This is a genomic window from Rhodanobacteraceae bacterium (assembly GCA_024234055.1).
Classification (GTDB): Bacteria; Pseudomonadota; Gammaproteobacteria; order Xanthomonadales; family SZUA-5; genus JADKFD01.
In genome coordinates this window covers 392068-411181 of record JACKOW010000003.1, presented here as the reverse complement: position 1 = coordinate 411181, position 19114 = coordinate 392068, and the positions used below count along the sequence as shown (strand labels likewise).

The 19114-nt window shown below is 63.6% G+C and carries 15 protein-coding genes; 9 read left to right on the top strand and 6 right to left on the bottom strand.

The window, feature by feature from the left end; genetic code table 11:
* Positions 1-131: 131 nt before the first annotated feature.
* On the top strand, positions 132-1091 hold the full coding sequence (locus H7A19_09120) for a threonylcarbamoyl-AMP synthase (GenBank protein MCP5474982.1): 960 nt from the start codon (positions 132-134) through the stop codon (positions 1089-1091).
* A gap of 131 nt (positions 1092-1222) precedes the next feature.
* Here the strand turns inward: H7A19_09120 and H7A19_09115 are convergent, their stop codons facing one another.
* Positions 1223-2602, bottom strand: a complete 1380-nt coding sequence (locus tag H7A19_09115) for an alpha/beta fold hydrolase (protein ID MCP5474981.1) — start codon at positions 2600-2602, stop codon at positions 1223-1225.
* A 399-nt stretch (positions 2603-3001) separates the two neighbouring features.
* On the opposite strand from H7A19_09115, the gene H7A19_09110 reads away from it, so the two are divergent.
* Complete coding sequence (locus H7A19_09110; GenBank protein MCP5474980.1) at positions 3002-4939, top strand: hypothetical protein; 1938 nt, start codon at positions 3002-3004, stop codon at positions 4937-4939.
* A gap of 262 nt (positions 4940-5201) precedes the next feature.
* On the opposite strand, the gene H7A19_09105 is transcribed toward H7A19_09110, so the two are convergent.
* Positions 5202-5867 (bottom strand): response regulator transcription factor, encoded by a 666-nt coding sequence (locus H7A19_09105; GenBank protein MCP5474979.1) that lies wholly within the window; start codon positions 5865-5867, stop codon positions 5202-5204.
* Between the two features lie 362 nt (positions 5868-6229).
* On the opposite strand from H7A19_09105, the gene H7A19_09100 reads away from it, so the two are divergent.
* Both H7A19_09100 and H7A19_09095 read left to right on the top strand, forming a co-directional pair.
* A complete protein-coding gene (locus H7A19_09100) occupies positions 6230-8704 on the top strand; it encodes a hypothetical protein (GenBank protein MCP5474978.1) in 2475 nt (824 codons plus the stop codon).
* Between the two features lie 268 nt (positions 8705-8972).
* Entirely contained in the window at positions 8973-9326 is a 354-nt protein-coding gene (locus H7A19_09095) for an acyl carrier protein (GenBank protein MCP5474977.1), read from the top strand.
* 216 nt (positions 9327-9542) lie between these two features.
* Here H7A19_09095 and H7A19_09090 read toward each other — a convergent pair whose 3' ends face one another.
* Positions 9543-10667 (bottom strand): hypothetical protein, encoded by a 1125-nt coding sequence (locus tag H7A19_09090; protein MCP5474976.1) that lies wholly within the window; start codon positions 10665-10667, stop codon positions 9543-9545.
* Positions 10642-12057, bottom strand: coding sequence for an MBOAT family protein (locus H7A19_09085; GenBank protein ID MCP5474975.1), 1416 nt, complete (start codon positions 12055-12057; stop codon positions 10642-10644). Before H7A19_09085 ends, H7A19_09090 begins: the two co-directional genes overlap by 26 nt.
* A gap of 108 nt (positions 12058-12165) precedes the next feature.
* On the opposite strand from H7A19_09085, the gene H7A19_09080 reads away from it, so the two are divergent.
* The 3 genes from H7A19_09080 (at position 12166) to H7A19_09070 (ending at position 16162) form a co-directional block, all read left to right on the top strand.
* Complete coding sequence (locus H7A19_09080) at positions 12166-12837, top strand: 4'-phosphopantetheinyl transferase superfamily protein (protein ID MCP5474974.1); 672 nt, start codon at positions 12166-12168, stop codon at positions 12835-12837.
* Positions 12838-12998: 161 nt separating this feature from the next.
* Positions 12999-15278, top strand: a complete 2280-nt coding sequence (locus H7A19_09075; GenBank protein ID MCP5474973.1) for a nitric-oxide reductase large subunit — start codon at positions 12999-13001, stop codon at positions 15276-15278.
* Between the two features lie 482 nt (positions 15279-15760).
* The gene (locus H7A19_09070) at positions 15761-16162 is read left to right on the top strand and encodes a SirB2 family protein (protein ID MCP5474972.1); all 402 of its coding nucleotides are present in this window, start codon (positions 15761-15763) and stop codon (positions 16160-16162) included.
* 23 nt (positions 16163-16185) lie between these two features.
* Here H7A19_09070 and H7A19_09065 read toward each other — a convergent pair whose 3' ends face one another.
* Positions 16186-16530: a YkgJ family cysteine cluster protein gene (locus H7A19_09065; protein MCP5474971.1), complete on the bottom strand. Its 345-nt coding sequence runs from the start codon at positions 16528-16530 to the stop codon at positions 16186-16188.
* Positions 16446-17498 carry a LysR family transcriptional regulator gene (locus H7A19_09060; GenBank protein ID MCP5474970.1) on the bottom strand — a complete coding sequence of 351 codons (1053 nt, stop codon included), beginning with the start codon at positions 17496-17498 and terminating at the stop codon, positions 16446-16448. The genes H7A19_09065 and H7A19_09060 overlap by 85 nt, the downstream gene beginning before the upstream one ends.
* Before the next feature lie 96 nt (positions 17499-17594).
* Here H7A19_09060 and H7A19_09055 point away from each other — a divergent pair, with 96 nt between their 5' ends.
* Positions 17595-18365 carry a type 1 glutamine amidotransferase domain-containing protein gene (locus H7A19_09055; protein MCP5474969.1) on the top strand — a complete coding sequence of 257 codons (771 nt, stop codon included), beginning with the start codon at positions 17595-17597 and terminating at the stop codon, positions 18363-18365.
* Positions 18366-18377: 12 nt separating this feature from the next.
* Entirely contained in the window at positions 18378-19004 is a 627-nt protein-coding gene (locus tag H7A19_09050) for an NAD(P)-binding domain-containing protein (protein MCP5474968.1), read from the top strand.
* Positions 19005-19114: the final 110 nt, after the last annotated feature.

The following is a 19114-nucleotide window of genomic DNA, read 5'->3' as shown; positions in this document are numbered from 1 at the left end:
TGGATTACACTTCCGTCCCGGTCGCCGCAGATCCTGGCGTCGATCGTCAGCGGCCGGCGTCGATCGGCTGCGCGGTTGCTGCGCCGCGATTGCGTATGCTCGGCAAACATTGCCTGGAGTCCCTGCTGCAGATGCACCCGGAACTGATCGCGAATGCCGCCGCTGCCCTGCGTCGGGGTGAACTGGTGGCCATGCCGACCGAGACGGTCTACGGACTTGCCGCCGACGCCCGCAACCCGGAGGCAGTGCGTCGGATCTTCCTGGCCAAGGGGCGACCAGCCGATCACCCGGTCATCGTGCATCTGCCCGATCAATCGGCGATCACCCAGTGGGCCGAGACAGTTCCGGCCAAGGCCCGGCTGCTGATGGATGCCTTCTGGCCTGGCCCGCTGACGCTGGTGCTGAAGAAGGCGGCAACTGTCGATCCCATCATCACCGGTGGACAGGACACGGTCGGACTGCGCCTCCCGGCGCACCCGATCGCGCAGGCACTGCTGCGGGCCTTCGGCGGTGCGGTGGCGGCGCCATCGGCAAACCGTTTCGGTCGCATCAGTCCGACCACGGCCGCGCATGTGCGCGAGGAGTTTCCAGACGCCGACTTCGTGGTTCTCGATGGCGGCGCCAGCGAAGTGGGACTTGAATCGACCATCGTCGATCTCAGTGGTGATCAGCCACGTCTGCTGCGCCCCGGGCAGATCACGGCCAGCGCGATCGAAGCACTGATCGGCCCCTTGCAGCGCCCCGGTGATGATCAAGGGCCGCGCGCCAGCGGGAGGCTGGAATCCCACTACGCGCCGGCCAAGCCCATGGTGATGGTGGATGCCGACAGCGCCCGCGAGCGTCTGCGCAGCGGTGCCTCATCCTCGGATCAGTGGTTGACCCAGGGGCCACTGCCCGCTGGCGTTTCCGGGATTGCGCTGGGCACCGATCCGCAGAGCTACGCGCGTGGACTCTATGCCGCGCTGCGACAACTCGATGCCGAGCCCGGGATACGAATACTGGTCGAGATGCCACCCGACACTGAAGCCTGGGTAGCCGTGCACGATCGCTTGCGGCGCGCGGCTGCGGGCAGTCGAGACCTCGCGCTTTGAATGGTTTTCGGCTAGCCATGATCGCGAGGGGAGATGTGCTTCCTGCGGGTAGCGTGGTGATCAGGCACAACAGCGAGTAGCCCGGGTAAGCCGAAGGCGCACCCGGGGCCAGTTCGCGATCGCACCCGCAGCTACGGCGCCAGCGTCCGCTCCAGCCAGCGGTTGACGGTCGTCAGCAGGGCAGGATTCAAGGATTCGCTGATCTGGCCGTATTCATCGGTGCCACCCGTTTCTGCCTTCTGAAACATGTGATTCAGGTCCGGGAATATCTTCGATTCAGCCCTGGCTTTCCGCTTTTTCAAGGCTGCGAGTATGGCGGTCACGTTTTCCTCGGCTGACACCTGGACGTCCTTGCCGCCATTCAGCACCAGGACCGGCGTACTGATCTGTTGCCAGTATCTGGCCGGGTCATTCTGAAGAAAGTCCACAAAGCTGTCCCTGGCGGCGTAATCGACATTGAGCGTACCACTGCGGTCATTCCAGCGATTGACGATGGCCGCCTGTGCCTCGCCCATATTGTCATACAAGGCCTGCAGACGGGCTTTACGCTCGATGCTGTCAGGAGCCTCAAGCGCGGTCTGGTAGAAGCGCTGGCTGAAGTCGAGCAGCACCTGGACCTCCGCTGCCGATGCGCCCTTGGCTGCCGGTTCGGTCTGGTCTTGCAGGAGCAGGATTTCATGCACGCTGAGCCCGGGTCCGGCCATCGACACGATCGTCTGTACCGGCTCCGACACCGCGGCCATGGCTGCGACCAGACTGCCTTCGCTGTGCCCGATCAAGCCGATTTTCGAAGCGTCCACCCTGGGATGCTGTCTGAGGAAGCGGATGGCTGCCTCGGCGTCGCGGGCAAAGTCGGCGGTTTCGGCGCCGATGTAGTTGCCACCGGATTTGTAGACGCCGCGCTTGTCCGCACGCAGTACCACATAGCCGCGTCGGGTCAGGTCATCCGCAAGCACCTTGAAAGGCCGGTGGCCTTCCGAGTAAGCGTCACGATGGCTGGGGCCCGAGCCTGCCAGCAACAGCACCGCAGGATGCTTCAGATCATCGGCGGGCACGGTCAGGCTGCCGGCCAGCCAGATCTGATCCGGTGCATTATGGATACGAACCTCGACTTCCTCGTAGGGCAGTTCGCCCTCCGGTGTCTGTGGGCGAGTGATTTCCGGCAAGGCGGCAACCGACTCCAGCTGCAGGTCGAAGCTGCTGCTGCCCTGGACAAACTCGCCGGTGATCTGGCGAGCGTCGAGGTCAACCTTGCCGCTGACGTACAGCGGAGCGCCCGCCAGTTCGACCCTGAGCACATCCTCACGCAGGCTGACGCTGCCTACCGTCATGTAGCGCACACCCTGATCCGGACTTGCGACATTGCCTCCCCAGCTGCCATCGGCTTTCTGAAAGATCTCGACGCCCACGCGAAGTTTCGGCCCGTCGGGTACCTGCATGGAGCCCAGCCAGGCACCCTGCAATTCCTCCATGGTGACATTCGCCGGAGCGATGCTGGGTAGCAGGTACATCAGAGCGCTCAGGCTCGCAATTCCGATTCGGCTCAGCACGTGCGTTTCTCGTCTTGAAGATTGGTGTGCTACGACACTAGTACACCAATGCGGATAGAGCAAGTGCTGTCCGGGCCACGCGTTGGCAGTCAGGCAGGAACAGGCAGAGGCAAAAGCAGTGCCGTTGTTGAATCGGGCTATGCTCGTTGCGGTGCGCGCCGCAGGTTCCGTGAGAGTTCGGATCCTCCCGCGCGGTGCGCTTGTTCGCGCATCAAACGTAGGAGGGCGCGAGGGCACGAGGGCACGCAAAGACAGCCTCACCGCGAGCTCTTGATCTTGCGTGCCCTCGTGCCCTCAAATCAATGACTTACCGTGTGTTTGGTGAGAGTCTGAATGGATCGACGGGGATGACTGAGTCTGATGGCTGAGCAGATGCAAGCGGTATCGAGCCAGCCAGGCGCTGCTGACGGGCGTCGCTGGACGCACCGCTCGGCTTTGATTCGCCTTTTGCTGGCCATCGTTCTTCTGCAGTTGCTGTACTGGTGGCTGATCTATCCAGCGATGGTGGCGCCCGTGGGCCGCATCGAGCGTCTGGCGGTGACTGCCGCCGAGGTGGCAACGCTGGATGGGATCGAATCGGAACAGGTCGATGACGCCCGGTTCGACGCAGTCGAGCTGCCTTGGGAGGATTGTTGCGAGCCCGGATATCGTCTGGCGCGGATGCGCTTTGCGGTGAGCGAGCTGCCCGGTCCGGAGCTGGCCATCGTCCCCATCGTCGGCTCCGACAATTTTCGCTTGTGGATCAACGACACCCTGATCTACGGCGAAGGCCAGATGACCTTGCCGCGCATCAGTTACCACGGCAATGTGCGCGCGGTCTTCCGGATACCGGCCTCGGCCCTGCGGCAGGGCGACAACGAGATCCGGATGTTGATGGTCCGCGATGCCGGATCGCCGAATTTTTTTGTCGCCGCACCGGTGATTGGCCCTTACGAGCAGGTTCAGAGCGCCTTCAAGGTGCGTCGATTCATGCTGAATGATCTCAACGTGATCAGCTACAGCATCGGCCTGGTACTGGTCTTGATGGTGGCCATCGTACTGGCACGCGGCGAGCGTCCCTGGGCCTTGATCTGGCTGGGGGTGTTGATTGCGGCCTGGACTTTGCGCTTGCTCTACTACGAACTCAGTGAGCCGCCACTTCGCGCTCAGGCGCGCATGGCGCTGCTGTTTGCCATGGTCAATCTGATGCCGGTAGCCTGGCTCAATCTGGCCAATCATTGGGGGCTGAAGCCGGTTCCGCGAGTAGCCTCTGTGTCCCTCGGCGCCTACCTGCTGCTCAGCATCGTCAACACGGTGATCCTGACCGGATCGTTGCTGGACAAGGTGGAAACCGTGGAAACCCTGAGCATGGGCTTCAGTCTGGTGCTGGCGTTGGCCGCTTTCGGCGCCTTTGCGCGTCAGTTCCCCAGCGTCGCTCGGCAGCGGGTTGCGGAAACCGCTGTGTTCACCCTGTGCATCAGCCTGATTGCGGTCGACGCTTTCAATGCCTTGATCGGCGGCTACCATGGTGATCATGTGTCCAAGGCCATGCCGCTGTTGATGCTGGGACTGGTGGCCGCCTTTCTCTCGCACAACGTTCAGTTGTTCCGTTCGGCGGCGCAGATCAACCGTTTGCTCACCGATCGCCTGCGTGAGCGCGAGGCCGAGCTCAAGCGCAATCACGAGCTGGTGCGTGAAGCCGAGCGCACCCAGGTGCTCGCGGCCGAGCGCCGCCGCCTGATGCAGGATATGCACGACGGGGTCGGTGGGCAGCTGGCGGCCCTGGTGAGTCTGGCGCAGCAGGGCCGGTCCAATCCCGAGCAACTGCTGCAGGCCACGGCTCAGGGACTGGCCGACCTGCGCCTGATCATCGATTCCCTGACTCAGGTCGATGATGATCTGGCCATGGCCCTGGGCGCGTTGCGCGCACGACTGCAACCTGTGCTCAATGAGGCAGGCGTGGCCCTCAAGTGGCGCGTCGACCCCAGACTGAGCATGCCGGGATTCGGTCCGGAACGGGTGCTGCAGGTCTATCGCATCGTCCAGGAGGCGGTGAACAACGCCTTGCGCCATGCCCAGGCCAAGACCGTGACGCTGGTGTTCGAGCCGGTCGGGGAGGGTGCGGAGTTGCGCATCGAAGATGACGGTTCAGGCTTGCCGGCACCGGAGGAGCGTGCCCAGATCCGCAGGGGTATCGGCCTGTCGGCCATGGCCGAACGCGCCACGCGCGTGGGCGCCCGCTTCGACATCGGCTCGGGAGAGCAGGGCGGCACGGTGGTCAGATTGCGTTGGGACGTGGTGACGCTGAACGCCGATTAGCGGCGATTTTGCCGCCCTGCGACTGTGGGAGCGGCTTCAGCCGCGATCCGGGACCTTGGTACCAATCGCCGCGTCGATCGCGGACAGAGTCCGCTCCCACAGGACTAGCCGCCCTGCGACTGTGAGAGTGGCTTCAGCCGCGATCCGGGACCTTGGTATCAATCGCCGCGTCGATCGCGGACAGTGTCTGTTCCCACAGCGCGGCGCCCTCCAAACCGGCTGCCCGCCATTTCGTCGGCCTCGCGCTTCCCGTCGCTGAGCCTCATTCCAGCGAAATCAGCCCCGATTGCACCGCCCGGTACACCGCTTCGGTGCAGGAGTTGGCGGCGAGCTTGGAATAGACGTTCTTGGCGTGATGGGCGACGGTGTTGGTGCTGATGTTCAGCAATTCGGCCGATTCCCGATAGCTGTTGCCGCGGGCCAGGCACTCCAGCACATCACGCTCGCGGGGCGTGAGCTCTGTCATGCCCGGCGTTTGCGCCGTCGTCGGCTGGCGCAGACGTTTGAGCAGATAGCGAGCGACTGCGGGCGAGATTGGCGCTTCGCCGCGCATGGCGGCGTGCAGTGCCGCAAACAGCGCCTCCGCCGCAGTCGACTTCAGCACATAGCCATCGACGCCGGCCTCAATGGCGCGGATCACGCTGCCTTCGTCATCGAACACGGTATGGGCGACGATCTTCGGTGGTCGCAGGCGGCGGCGCAGATCCGGTATGAGTGTGGTGCCCAGCCCATCGGGCAAGGACAGATCGAGAATCAGCAGATCGAAATCCTGGACCATCAGCCGACGGGCTTGTGCCAGATCCTCGGCGCTGAAGCTCAAGCAGAAATCGGGCGCGGATTGCAGTGTCTGTTCCAGCGCCGCGCGCAGATCGGCGTGGTCTTCGACAATGCCGACCCGAATCTGCTGGTCTGAATCGGTCGCTGCCATTTCCCTACCTCGCTCTTGTCGGGAATTTTGCAAGCTATTGATTGTAAATCGCAAATCCAGGTCTAGAGGGGCGGGATTCTCAGGATCGCCCGATGCAGGTGGCGTTCGCCTGCCCATGAGCATGCCGCGCCTGTCGTGACCGTGCATCACCGGAATTGAGGATACGGCCAGGCGATCTCTGCTCGGCACCGATGGGTCGCTCGTGCTTTGCCGGCGCAACGACCGTGGTCGCGATGCCGTTGGTCCGCCCGGAGTCGCGCGCTTGTCGGCTGTTGACACTGGCACTACCGGATCTGGGGATTCGCATCCGCCACCTGCCTGAGAGCCTAGGCCCATCAAAAACCCTCCGGAGGTGGAATGACATGCGCCTGACTCTGTTGTCCTATCAATGGCGGTTTGCCGCCGCGTTGTTGCTGATGTTCGGACTGGCAATGCCCGCGATCGCGCAGGTGATTGCGCCTGGGCAAGTGCTGGACATCCCCACACCACCGCCTCTGGAGCAACGTTTTGGTCAGAGCGTGTCCAGTGATGGCCAGTACCTGGCGGTTGGCGCGCCCTTCTACGGTGGCGGCACCGGGGGTACGTCGCCTGGCTCGGTCATCATCTACCGCAAGATCAGTGGCAGCTGGACCTTCTCGCAGCGATTGCAGGCCCCCGCGCCGGTCAACGGCGATGGCTACGGCTACCACGTGGAATTGACGGGCACCCAGTTGATCGTTGGGGCGCCGTTTTCGACCGTGGGCGGCGTGACCCAGCAGGGCATCGCCTACTTCTACAATCGCGTGGGCACCAATTTCGGCCCCGGGGCACAGACGCTGAACCCTGGAGTAGCCCCCGGTGCGGATGCCAATTTCGGATTCAGTCATTCGCAGGATGCTGGCTGGCTGGCCATCGGTTCGCTGCGTGGCGGCGGTGGCGACGGTCAGGTCCAGCTCTATCGCTATGACGGCGATTTCGAGGCCTGGGTCTACCACTCGACGTTGGACGTCAGTATTGCGCCGGGATCCAATTTTGGCGTGCGCACGCTGATGCGTGGAGACCGACTTCTGATCGCGGCCAACGGCGAACAGTCGGCATTGGGCTGGGTCTATGAGTTCCAGCGTAGCGGCAATGGTGCCAGCGCCGTCTGGACGCAGCGCCAGCGCTTTCGTCCTACGGCGCAGTCCGGCGCCGGCGGAAATTCGAGCTTCGGTTCAGCGTTGGCGCTGACCAGCGACAACGCCACCCTGCTGGTCGGCGCGCCCTTCGAGCGCGGTGTCAATGGTGGTGTGTTTCGCGGGGCGGTGTTCGCATTCAGGCGCAACAGCGCTGGTGACTGGCAGCAGCTGCAGCGCATAGACAGTGTGTCTCCCGGGCTCAATGCCACCCGATTCGGTGCCGCTATCGGCATCGATGGCAGCTACGCGCTGATCGGTGATTCCCAGGCCGCCATGGGTACGCCCAAGCCGGGCGGGGTGCAGCAATACGTGCGCGGCACCGCCGGCCTCTGGTCCTCACCGACGCCGGGCTATTTCTTTGGCGCCGGCAGCAACAATGCCAACTTCGGCTCTGCCATCGTCTTTCGAGGCGGTGAGGCCATCATCGCTGCGCCGCTGGAGCCGCCCGGCGGAATCCCCGGTGCAGGCTCGGGTCGGGTCTACAGTTATCTGCTGAGCAACACCGCGCCCGTCATCAACATCAGCACTTCCCTGCAGCGCCGCCAAGGTGCGGCACCCAGCGCAGCAACCGGCGTGGCCGAAGTTGCAGACAACGAATCCGCGCCACAATCCCTGGAGGGCACCGCCATTGCCGGCGGTACTGCCAGCGGCATCACCACGGTGGTGACCGGCAATATCGGCGGCGGACTGCTGGCCGAGGTCAATGCCAGCTGCACGGCGACCACGGGTACCCAGCGGCTGCAGGTTTCCGACGGTCTGCTGGCCGCGACCGGAAATCTGCAGGTGAACGTGTTGCCCAATGATCAGCCCGTGCTTGCCTATGCGCCGGCCGGTGTGCCGCTCTCAGGCACCGGCACCATCAACCCCAGTCAGGGTCCCAGTGATCTGGGCAGCATCAGCAGCGTGGTGGTGCAGTCGCCGGGCACCTACACCGGCACCCTCACAGTCGACATTGGTGGTGTGATCAGCTACGCCAATGCCGCGCCGGTTGGCACTCATACGGTCACGATCCGGGTCACCGACAATTGCGGCGCCACTCGCGATGCCTCCTTTGCGCTGACCGTCAGCAACAGCGCGCCGAGCATGGCGCCAGCGCCGCCGATCTCGCGTCAGCAAGGGTCGGCTGCAGGTCCGGCTGTGACCCTGGGCACGCTCAGCGACCCGGATACAGCGCTTGGCGCCTTGACCGTAAGCCAGATCTCGGGCGGCACGGCCACCGGCATCAACGTGTCCCAATTGAGTAACACCGCTGGGACGGTGACTGCCGTGCTGAGCGCCGGTTGCACGGCCACTTCCGGCACGCTTCGTTTCCAGGTGTCTGATGGCAGCAATACCGGAACCGCCGACGTGCAGATCAACGTTGCCAACAACAGCGCGCCGGTCCTTGGCAACTATCCGGCCAGTGCTGCCCTCCTGGCTCAGACGATCAGCGTCAGCCCTGATGCGGCGCCCGGCGACAACGGCGTGGTGTCGAGCATCACGGTGGCCAGCACACCCGCCACCTTCTCGGGAACGCTGGCGGCCAGCACCTCCACGGGCGTGGTGAGTATCGGCAATGCCGGGCCGGTGGGTCCGTATACGATCACACTGACCGCTGTGGACAACTGCTCGCTGACCTCGACCCGCAGCTTCAGCTTGTCAGTCAATGGCGATGCCATGTTCGCCAACGGCTTCGAATGAGCTCAATGCCAAAGTGGAGCCGCGCGAATGCGCGCGGCTCCGCTGTTCCCGCCAAAGCAGAATTGCGGGTCAGCCAGTCTCGCTGACACCGATGTGCTCAAGATACTGTCCTTGCCCGAAGCGCTTCGATGCGAGCATGCTTGAACGTCATTCAAGGCTTGAAGGGGGCGGGATGATTCAGCGTCGTGTCGGTGTGGTGCTCGGATTGGCCGGCTTGTTGATTGCCGCGAATGTGGCAGGGCCGGGCAGGGACTGCTCGGGCGGGCTGATGTCCGCAGCCTGCGCGCAGGATTCAGAAGATTGGGACAGCGACGATGCCGCTGACGACAGCGACCAGGGTGGCTGGGACGATGCCGGCTCTGCGGGTTCGCAGTCGGCTGCCAGCAACGAAGATCGGGTCAGGGCCACCTTGCATGACGTTATCCGCCAGGTGCTGCCGGAACTGGGCGGGCATGACTTTGCTGACGGTGATTCCTTCTCGGATCTCGGTGCCAATTCCGTGGATCGCTCTGAAATAGTGATGATGACCATGGAGACTTTGGGTGTGCAGATCCCGTTTGCGGAATTTTCGGGAGCCCGGAACATCGGTCAGCTGGTTTCGATCATCAGTTCGAAGATGTAGTCAGGTTCCAAAAGTTTCTGCGGTCCTTCCTGGGCGTGGCTTGCTGAAGCGTCCGTCGGCAATTGATTCGAGGGCGCGAGGGCATGAGGGCGCGCCGGAGCGCATCAGCGCGAGCTTGGTTCTTTCGTGCCTTCCGGCCCTCGTGCCCTCCAATGTTTGATTCGCGCACAAGCAAGCCGCCCAGAGGCGACCAAGCCTGCCGCAAACACTTCCGGCTCAGCAGTCTCCCGGCGTCAATGCGTCTGGCGCCTCTCGGCGCAAGCGCAGACGCGGACTCAGCGTTGCCAACGCGCGCACATAGGCGTCGGTGTAGACCCGAGCGCAAGCCTGCGACAGGTGCGAGTACTCGGGCAACTTCAAGCCCTGCATGTTCGGATAGTCCTCGAAATGGGCACCGGCGACCTGGGCCGTATTCAGCAAGTCATCCCATCCGATCGCTCGCGGCAGATAGCGCTCTTCCCCCATACGGAATTGAAACGCAGACGGCGGTCTGAGAAACAGCACCTCGCCACCGCGTGCGCGGATCTGCGCCACCGCCATCTTGCTGGCGCTCAGCGTGGCCTTGATCAGCGCGGGCTCCGGCACCTCGACCGGGTCATAGATCCATGCGCCGATGACCTGGCGTCGCAGGGCACGGTCGTTCTCCAGGCGCGGCCATAGCCAGGTCTGTCGATCATCACTGGATGACGCGATTTTCCAGACCTCGTCATGAGGCGAGCGGGCGCCGGCTCGCCAGCCCTGATCGACTCGGCGCAACAGTCGGCTGAGGCGATAGCTGTCGTCGAGAAAGGCCAGTTGGCGGTCCAGCAAACGATGGATCAAATAGCCGCTGCGCTGGGACGGTGACTCAAAGTGATAACGCGCCAGCGCCGCCTGCGCCGGGCCGATAGGGGTGCGGAAGTACAGCAGTTCGGATATGCCGACGATGGCCAGACCAGAAAAATCCGGGTCGGCTGCCAGATCCTCAAGCAGGGCCAATGCATTGCTGCCCGTCAAGGCCAGCTGGATCGGACGGATGCCGGTCAGGGCCTGGAATCGATCCAGATCGGTGTCGAACAGGATGCGCGAGTCGCCGACGATGACGATCTGGCCCGCGCCGGCATTCACGCGGCGCCGTTGTTCGGCCCAGGCCGAGGGACTGTCGCTGAGATCGCCAGCGACCAGTTGTTGCTCACGCATCTGCCATTCCCAGAGCGCGAGCAGCATCAGCGTGAGCAGCATCGCGCCAAGCAGGATCTGCAACCAGGATTTGGGCGGCAGCGGACGCTCCGGCACCGGCTGGGCCACGCCCGGCCGGTCGGCGGCCGTCAGGCGTTCAGAACTGGAAGTAGATGAAGGCATGGCCACTTCCTTGCTCGATGAGGATGGCAAAGGCCATCAAGGCCCAGACGCCCGAGAGCACTGTTGCCGGTACGCGCGCCAGCACCGATTCGAGTGTGCGCGCCCGCATCCAGCAATGGCACCCGACGATGCCGCCCACGATCAGGATGACGCAGAGCACATCGATGCCAGCGAGCAGGGGTGCAGCATTGGGATGAAATCCGAACATCCCGGCCAGCATGCTCCCGGCTCTATCAAGGCTGTCGGCACGGAAGAACACCCAGGCGATATTGACCAGAACGAAAGTCAGTACGCCGAGCGCGAAAAGCGCCAGCCGCCCAGGTTCATATTCGCAAAAGCGTTGACGCAAACCGCGTTCGACCGCCAGATACACCCCGTGCAAGCCACCCCAGGCCACAAAGGTCCAGTTGGCACCGTGCCACAGGCCGCCGATCAGCATGGTCAACATCAGGGCGAGGTAAGTGCGCACGCGACCATGGCGGTTGCCACCCAGCGGAATGTACAGATAGTCGCGCAGCCAGGACGACAGCGTGATGTGCCAGCGTCGCCAGAAGTCCGAAAACCCGATCGCCGCGTAGGGAAAACGGAAGTTGTCCGGCATGGCGAAGCCCAGACAGAGTGCCGCGCCGATGGCGGTGGTCGAGTAGCCGGCGAAATCGCAGAAGATCTGGCCGCTGAAGGCCAGGGTGCCGATCCACGCGTCCAGTGCGCCGGCCGTCAGGTGGGTGTCGAATACCGTTTGCGCGGGCTTGGACAGAAAACCATCGGCCAGCACGATCTTCTGGAACAGGCCCAGCGTCATCAGCGCCAGACCAAAACCCAGTTGTTGGCCCGATGCCCGCCTCGGCGTCTGGAACTGCGGCAGCAACTCGCTGGCGCGCATGATCGGTCCGGCCACCAGATGCGGGAAAAAGGTCACGAACAGCGAGAAATCCAGCAGCGAGCGGCTGGGCTGTGCGCGCCGCAGGTACACATCTAGCGTGTAGGAGAGAGTGGCAAAGGTATAGAAGGAAATGCCCACCGGCAGCACGATGTCGTAGCTCGGCGGCTGATAGTCGATGCCCATGCTGGCGGCCAGTAACTGCGTGTTGCGCAGCAGGAATTCGCCATATTTGAACCATCCGAGCATGCCGAGGTTGGTGCTGAGCGAGAGCAGCAGCCAGGCGCGTCTGCGCCCTTGGGTGCTGGCGTCGGCAATACGTCTGGCGGCCCACCAGTCGACCAGCGTGGAGATCCAGAGCAGGATGACGAAGGGTGGGTTCCAGGCCGCGTAAAACAGATAGCTGGCCAGCAGCAGATTGATCTTGCGCACTGTCCAACTGAGCGGCAGTGCGTGCAACATCAGCACGATGGCGAAGAACACCACAAAGGTCAGCGAATTGAAGACCATGCACTTCCTCGCGGCTGCCGACCCAGCGCCGGCTCGCCCGGGCCGCGCCAGAATTCAGGAATTCGGCTGAACATGCCAGAGGAATCCGTTTCGCACAGGCTGGAGGCCATGAGTCTCGCGCTGCAAGAGATCATGCCGACGGCCATCGAATGGCAGATCGAAGTGATAGATGCTGATGATCTGGAAATACGCGCCGCCGATGCCGGTATCGTCGCCTACGCCGACGATCTGCGCGCATCGCGTCGGCGCGAATTTCTGGCGGGGCGACTGGCCGCGCGAGCGGCGCTGCAGCGCCTCGGTTGCCATCAGCCAGCGGTCGGGATGGTCGACTACGCGCCGGTCTGGCCTGCATCCTGCTGCGGCTCGATCAGTCACAGCGGCGGTCTTGCCATGGCCATCGCCGGCCACCGGCCGCCGTGGCGAGCGCTCGGTATCGACATCGAGCTGCATCTGGCAGAGCGTCGACAGCGCGTGGTTCGTCGCGTCATGACCGCAGACGAAGCCCGAGTCGCCGAGCAATCGCCCGACCCGTGGGTGTGGACGCGGGTCTGGGCAGCCAAGGAAGCGGGCTACAAATGCTGCAGCGCCCTGGGCGCCGAGTTCCCGCTGGAGGCACTGGTGCCGATCTGGCACGAGGATGGCCGCGGCCTCATCGAGGTCCTGATTGACGGCCAGGAAGTCCGTCTGGATCTGGTGTCTCGGGCTCTGGGTGATCTGATCTGGGTATTGGCGAGCAGCCAGCTCGCCGATGGTTCTCCGGTGAGCCGCGCGCCGGCCTGACCGGTTCGACCGAAGGGTTTGCGCAGCTTGCCGATGATGTCGTGCCAGTCATTCGGGTTCTTCGCCCTGGAATCTGCGTTCCACCTGACGCAGGTCAGGGCGATCTATGCGGGCCGGTTCCTAGACTGACTCCAGTTTCTTTGGAAAGTGGAGTGCATGCGGTGGACACGACTCGCAAATTGTGGATAGGACTGATCCTGCTGCTGGTCTCGGGATTTGGCGTGCTGTTGTGGATGGGTGGGGTGATTCATCAGCAGGCGCCACCGATGCCCGCCAGGATCGTCAGTGAGAGCGGACAGGTGCTCTATACCCGGGCCGACATCGAGCAGGGGCGGCAGGTCTGGCAGAGCTTCGGCGGCCAGCAGTTGGGATCGATCTGGGGGCACGGCGCGCTGGTGGCGCCGGACTGGTCGGCCGACTGGCTGCACCGCGAGGCCGAGGCCATGCTCGAACTGGCGGCGCAAGCCAGCGATGGCCTCGGCTACGCCAGTCTCCCGGCAGGTGCACAGGCGCGCTTGCAGGCTGAAGTCCAGCCCTTGATGCGCAAGAACACCTACGATGCCGAGCGTGACCAATTGCTGGTCAGTGATGTGCGGGCGCAGGCGATAACGCAAGTCGCCGCACATTACGAAAGCCTGTTCTCAAGCGATCCGGCCACGCACGAGTTGCGCGTGGGTTACGCGATGCGCGAAGACACCGTGCCCGACGCTGAGCATCGGCATGCCCTGACCGGGTTCTTCTTCTGGTCGGCCTGGGCGGCCGTGACCGAGCGCCCAGGCGAGGCCATGAGCTATACCCAGAACTGGCCCTACGAGCCGCTGGTGGGCAATCGTCCGACTTCCAGCACCTTCATCTGGACCGTCTTCAGCATCCTGTTCATGATTGCCGGCATCGGTTTGATGGCTTGGCACTATGCCGTTTGGCATGGCAAGGAAGCGCCAGTGGTGCCGCCAGCGAAAGATCCGCTGGCAGGTCTGGTGGTGACACCCTCGATGAAGGCCACTGCCAAGTATTTCTGGGTCGTGATCGCCTTGTTCCTGGTGCAGATCCTGCTCGGTGCCATCACTGCGCACTACCAGGTGGAAGGGCAGAATGCCTACGGCTTCGCGCTGTCGGAGGTGCTTCCTTACTCGCTCACGCGCAGCTGGCATACCCAGCTGGCGGTGCTGTGGATCGCCACGGCCTGGTTGGGGACCGGTCTGTACATCGGGCCGGCAATCTCCGGTCATGAACCCAAGTACCAGCGGGCCGGGGTCAACTTCCTGTTCGTGTGTCTGCTGGTGATCGTGGTCGGTGCCTTCGCCGGGCAGTGGTTTGCGGTGATGCAGAAACTCGGTCTGGAACACAATTTCTGGTTTGGTCACCAGGGTTGGGAGTACGTCGACATCGGTCGCTTCTGGCAAGCCTTCCTGTGGATCGGCCTGCTGCTGTGGCTGGCACTGATGGGGCGCGCGCTGTGGCCGGCGATCACGCGCAAGGACGAGATGTCCTCCATCGTTGGCCTGCTGTTTCTCTCGGTCATTGCCATCGGCCTGCTCTACGGTGCCGGCCTGATGTGGGGCGAGCACAGTGCGTTGTCGATGGTCGAATACTGGCGCTGGTGGGTGGTGCATCTGTGGGTGGAGGGCTTCTTCGAGGTCTTCGCGGTGGCCGTGATCAGCTTTCTGTTCGTGAAGCTGGGCCTGGTCCGCGGCAGCACGGCAACCATCAATGTGCTGTTCGCCACCATCGTGTTCATGGCCGGTGGCATCCTCGGCACTTTCCATCATCTGTATTTCACCGGCACCACCACGTCGGTGATTGCCCTTGGCGCCAGCATCTCGGCGCTGGAGGTGGTGCCGCTGGCCCTGGTGGGGCTGGAAGCCTACGACACCTGGAAACATGGCCAGGCCACGCCCTGGATGCAGCGCTACCGCTGGCCCATCCTGTTCTTCCTGGCCGTGAGTTTCTGGAATCTGGTCGGCGCCGGCCTGTTTGGCTTCCTGATCAACACGCCGATGGCGCTCTACTACATGCAGGGCCTGAATCTGACGCCGTTGCACGGACACACAGCGCTGTTCGGTGTCTACGGCATGCTCGGCATTGGCCTGATGCTGTTCTGCCTGCGCGGACTCAAGCCCCAGGCGCAGTGGAACAACAGTGCGCTGGCCGGTGCCTTCTGGTCGCTCAACATCGGTCTCACCCTGATGGCGCTGCTGACCCTGTTGCCCATGGGTGTGCTGCAGTTGCAGGCGGCGCTGGAACACGGCTACTGGTACGCGCGTTCGGCCGAGTTCATGGGGCAGCCCTTGATTCATCTGCTGGTGTGGATGCGCGTGCCCGGCGATACCGTGTTCTCGGTGGGGGCCTTGCTGGTGGCCTGGTTCGTGTTCCGATTGTGGGTGGCACCCAAACGGGCACCAGAGCTTCCCGCGGCAGCCTTAGGTGCAAGTGCGGAATGATCTGAGCGCAAGATCCCGGCCGGCGGTGCAGCATTCGCCGCTGGCCGTTTCCTTGCGAGCCACCTGTTTCGGCCTGAAACTGCCCACGGGCCATGAACCCCCGGCGTCATTGCGACCCCGGACTTGATCCGGGGGAAGCAATCCAGGGATGTGCGGCGCTACCCTGGATTGCTTCGTCGCTGCGCTCCTCTCCATGAACCCATATCGCAAGTTGTTGATTTGCTGTTGTAGGTCACGATGCTCGCGTAGCGAGCTACGTGACGCAATTCGATGTCACGTAGTCCGCTGACGCGGACAACATGACCTACGACGGCGGGTTCATGGCCTGTGGGCAGCATCGGGCCGATACAGGCGGCTCGCAATGACGCATCAACAACTTGCGATATGGGTTCATGGACAGGGAACCGGACCAGTATCGCTGGCAGACACCGGGCGATCGGTGCTCGCTCACTCGCGATCAATCGCTGCAGGATGACCAGGTCATGATCGAGTTCTATCCACACATCAAATGGGTGCACATTGCCGCCGTGGTGCTCAGCGGCAGCGTCTTCCTGCTGCGCGGGTTACTGGTGCTGGCGGGCAGGCAGAATCTGGCACTGGCGATGCCCATGCGCCTGTTGAGCTACAGCATCGACACCGTCTTGCTGACCGCAGCGCTGATGTTGCTGTCGATCCTGCCGGGGGCCATGTTTGCCAATGGCTGGCTGACCACCAAGCTCTTGCTGCTGGTGCTTTACGTCGGCCTCGGGATGTTTGCGCTCAAGCGGGGACGCAGTGCTCGGGTGCGCCTGATCTGCTATCTGGCGGCCTTGCTCACCTATCTCACGATGGCCGGCATCGCCCTGGCCCATCACCCGCTGGGCTGGCTGATGTGGCTGCGCTGACTGGCGCGGTGACCGACCTCAGCTCATCCCTCGTCGACCAGCACGCTGGGTATGGTCCCCGGATACTGTCGGCGATAGGCGGCACGCTCATCGCGGCAATAGCCCGAGCCCATGGTGAAGCGGCGGCAGGTGTCGGGGCGCAAGTCATAGATGCTGCAGCACATACGCAGGGGATCCAGGGCGACGCACCAGCCATCCTCACCGCGGCCCATGACTTCCATGCCGTACTCGTTGACGTCGACAAAGGCGCGCGGCACCTTGTCTTCGGGCATGACGAAAACCGTCAGACGGCAACAGACTGCGTCGCAGCTGCTGCAGTGCACGGTGGGATCCACCAGTTCATCGTCGTCGCGAAATTCGATAGCCATCGGCCATGATCGCCCATGGCTTGTGAACCGCAGCCGCGCCGGCTGGCGCTGCGCTCACCATGAACCCTGGTCGGGGCTCTGGCGCTAGCCGGAAAATTCGCCTGTGCGTGCTCGACGAAGGCGCGGACCTTGGGTGTCAGAAAGCGATGGCTGGGAAACACGGCATGAACCGGCACGGCGGCGGGCGACCAGTCCGGCAATACCCGCACCAGACGTCCCGCCACCACCTCGGGCTCCGCCAGCAACAGCAGGCTGTCAGCGATACCCAATCCAGCCACCAGCGCCTGACGCTGGGCATGGCGGCTGTCGACCCGCAAGCGCGGTGAGACATCGCCGAGGTCAGTCGATTCGCCGGGGCGCTGCAGGCGCAGACGGGAGGGCTTGCCGCCGGGTGCAAAACTGATCAGATCGTGATCGGACAGATCGGCCGGCGATTGCGGCATGCCGCGCCGCTGCAGGTAGTCGGGTGCCGCGTACAATCCGTAGCGCAGCTCGCCCAGGCGTCGTGCCGCCAGACGGGAGTCCGGCAAGGGGCCGACGCGAATCGCCAGATCGTAGCCTTCGTGGACCAGATCGACGATCCGCGAACTGCTGTCCACTTCGATCGCCAAGCGAGGATAGCGGGCGAGCAGGGCGCTTACCCAGTCGAAGGCGGCGATCAGCCCGAATTCCAGAGGTACGGTGAGCCGCAACAATCCCCGCGGCTCACCGTGCATGGCCTGGGCGATCTGTTCGGTGTCCTCGATGGCGGCAAGGATTCCGAGTGCGCGCTCGTGAATTTCGCGACCGATTTCCGTCAGATGCAGCGCCCGGGTGCTGCGCTCGAGCAGACGCACGCCGAGTTCGGCTTCGAGTTCGCTGACCTGTCGGCTGATTCTTGCCTTCTGGCTGCGAAGCAGCTCGGCGGCGCCGGTGAAGCTGCCGCACTGGACCACACTGACGAAAGCGCGCAGCGCCTGGAGGTTCATTGTTGTTCAAATCGGCAACAGTGGGTGTTCATTCAACCTATTTATCGCAAAACCTGCAATCCGGATACTGCTTTCATTCCCCGGTTGGAGATCGCGATGAGCCTGCAGGATCCGAATATCGTCAATGAGCAGCGCCGCAAGCGCATCGCCATCGTGATTGCCAATCCGAGCACCTCCACGGTGACCGGTTGGCCCGTGGGCTTCTGGTGGAGCGAACTCACCCACCCGTATCTGGTGTTCACCGAGGCTGGATACGAGGTCGAGATCTTCAGTCCGGACGGCGGCCCGTGCGTTGGCGATGCCATGAGCGACCCCAGCGATGCCAGCGGTTACAGCAAGACCGATCTGATCAGTCAGGGCTTCGTGCACACACCTGAATTGATGGCGCTGGTGGAGAACACGGCCGCCGTCGCTGCCATCCGTGTCGACCGATTTGACGCCATCGTCGTCGCCGGTGGTCAGGCCCCGATGTTCAGCTACGACAAGGCCACCGCGCTGCACGCGAAATTTCTGGAGTTCTACAACGCCGGCAAGGTGGCTGCGGCCCTGTGTCACGGCGTGTCCGTCCTGAACTACGTCAGGCTGCCCAACGGCGAGTTCCTGGCCAAGGGCAAGACGGTCACCGGCTTTGCCAACGTGGAAGAGGATTTCGCCGACGAGGCCGTATGGAGCTATGGCCTCTTGCCCCGCGATCAGCACCTGATGCCCTGGCGCATTGAAGACGCGCTGAGGCAGATCGGCGCCAACTATGTGCAGGCTGGACTCTGGCGCAGCTTTGCCGTGCGCGACGGCAATCTGATCACCGGCCAGCAGAACTTCTCGGGTGCGGAGACGGCGCGCCTGATCATCGAAGCCCTGGGTCGCTGAAGGAGCAAAGCCATGAATATCGCCATCCTGGGTGCCGGCAATGTAGGCCAGGCACTCGCCCAAAACCTGATCCGACTCGGCCATCAGATCGACTTCGGCGTTCCCGAGCCCCAGAAATATCGCGAGCTCGCCGAGGGCCTGGGTGCAGGGATTGGCCCGGTTGCCGAGGTGGTCGCCAAGGCCGAACTGGTCATTCTTGCCGTGCCCTATGCGGCTGCGCTGGACATCGCCGAGTCGCTGCCCGACTGGCAGGGTCGCATCCTGATAGACGCCAGCAATCCGATCGCACCGGGCTTTGCCGGCCTCAGCGTGGGCACTCACACCTCGGCGGGTGAGCAGGTGGCCGCGCGTGCCCACAACGCCCGCGTGGTGAAGTGCTTCAACGTCACCGGCGCCGAGAACATGGCCAATCCCGGAGCCGGGGAGGGTGCCGTATTCATGCCGGTGGCCAGTGACGATGACGCCGCCCGTGCAACGGTGGTGGCCCTCGCCCAGAGCATGGGTTTCGACGCCATGGACGCCGGGCCGCTGTCAGCGGCGCGTTACCTGGAACCCTTCGCGATGACCTGGATTCATCTGGCCTACGCCCGCGGTCACGGTCGCCACTGGGCCTTCGCGCGCATCCAGATGCGCGGCTGAGCGCCTCACCCAAAGCCCTCAGCGCCGTCCCGATCCGTCTGCAGGCACGGGTGGTCTGACAGACCTTGCCGACGCTGACTGCAGCGACGGTCGAATCCTGGGTACATCGC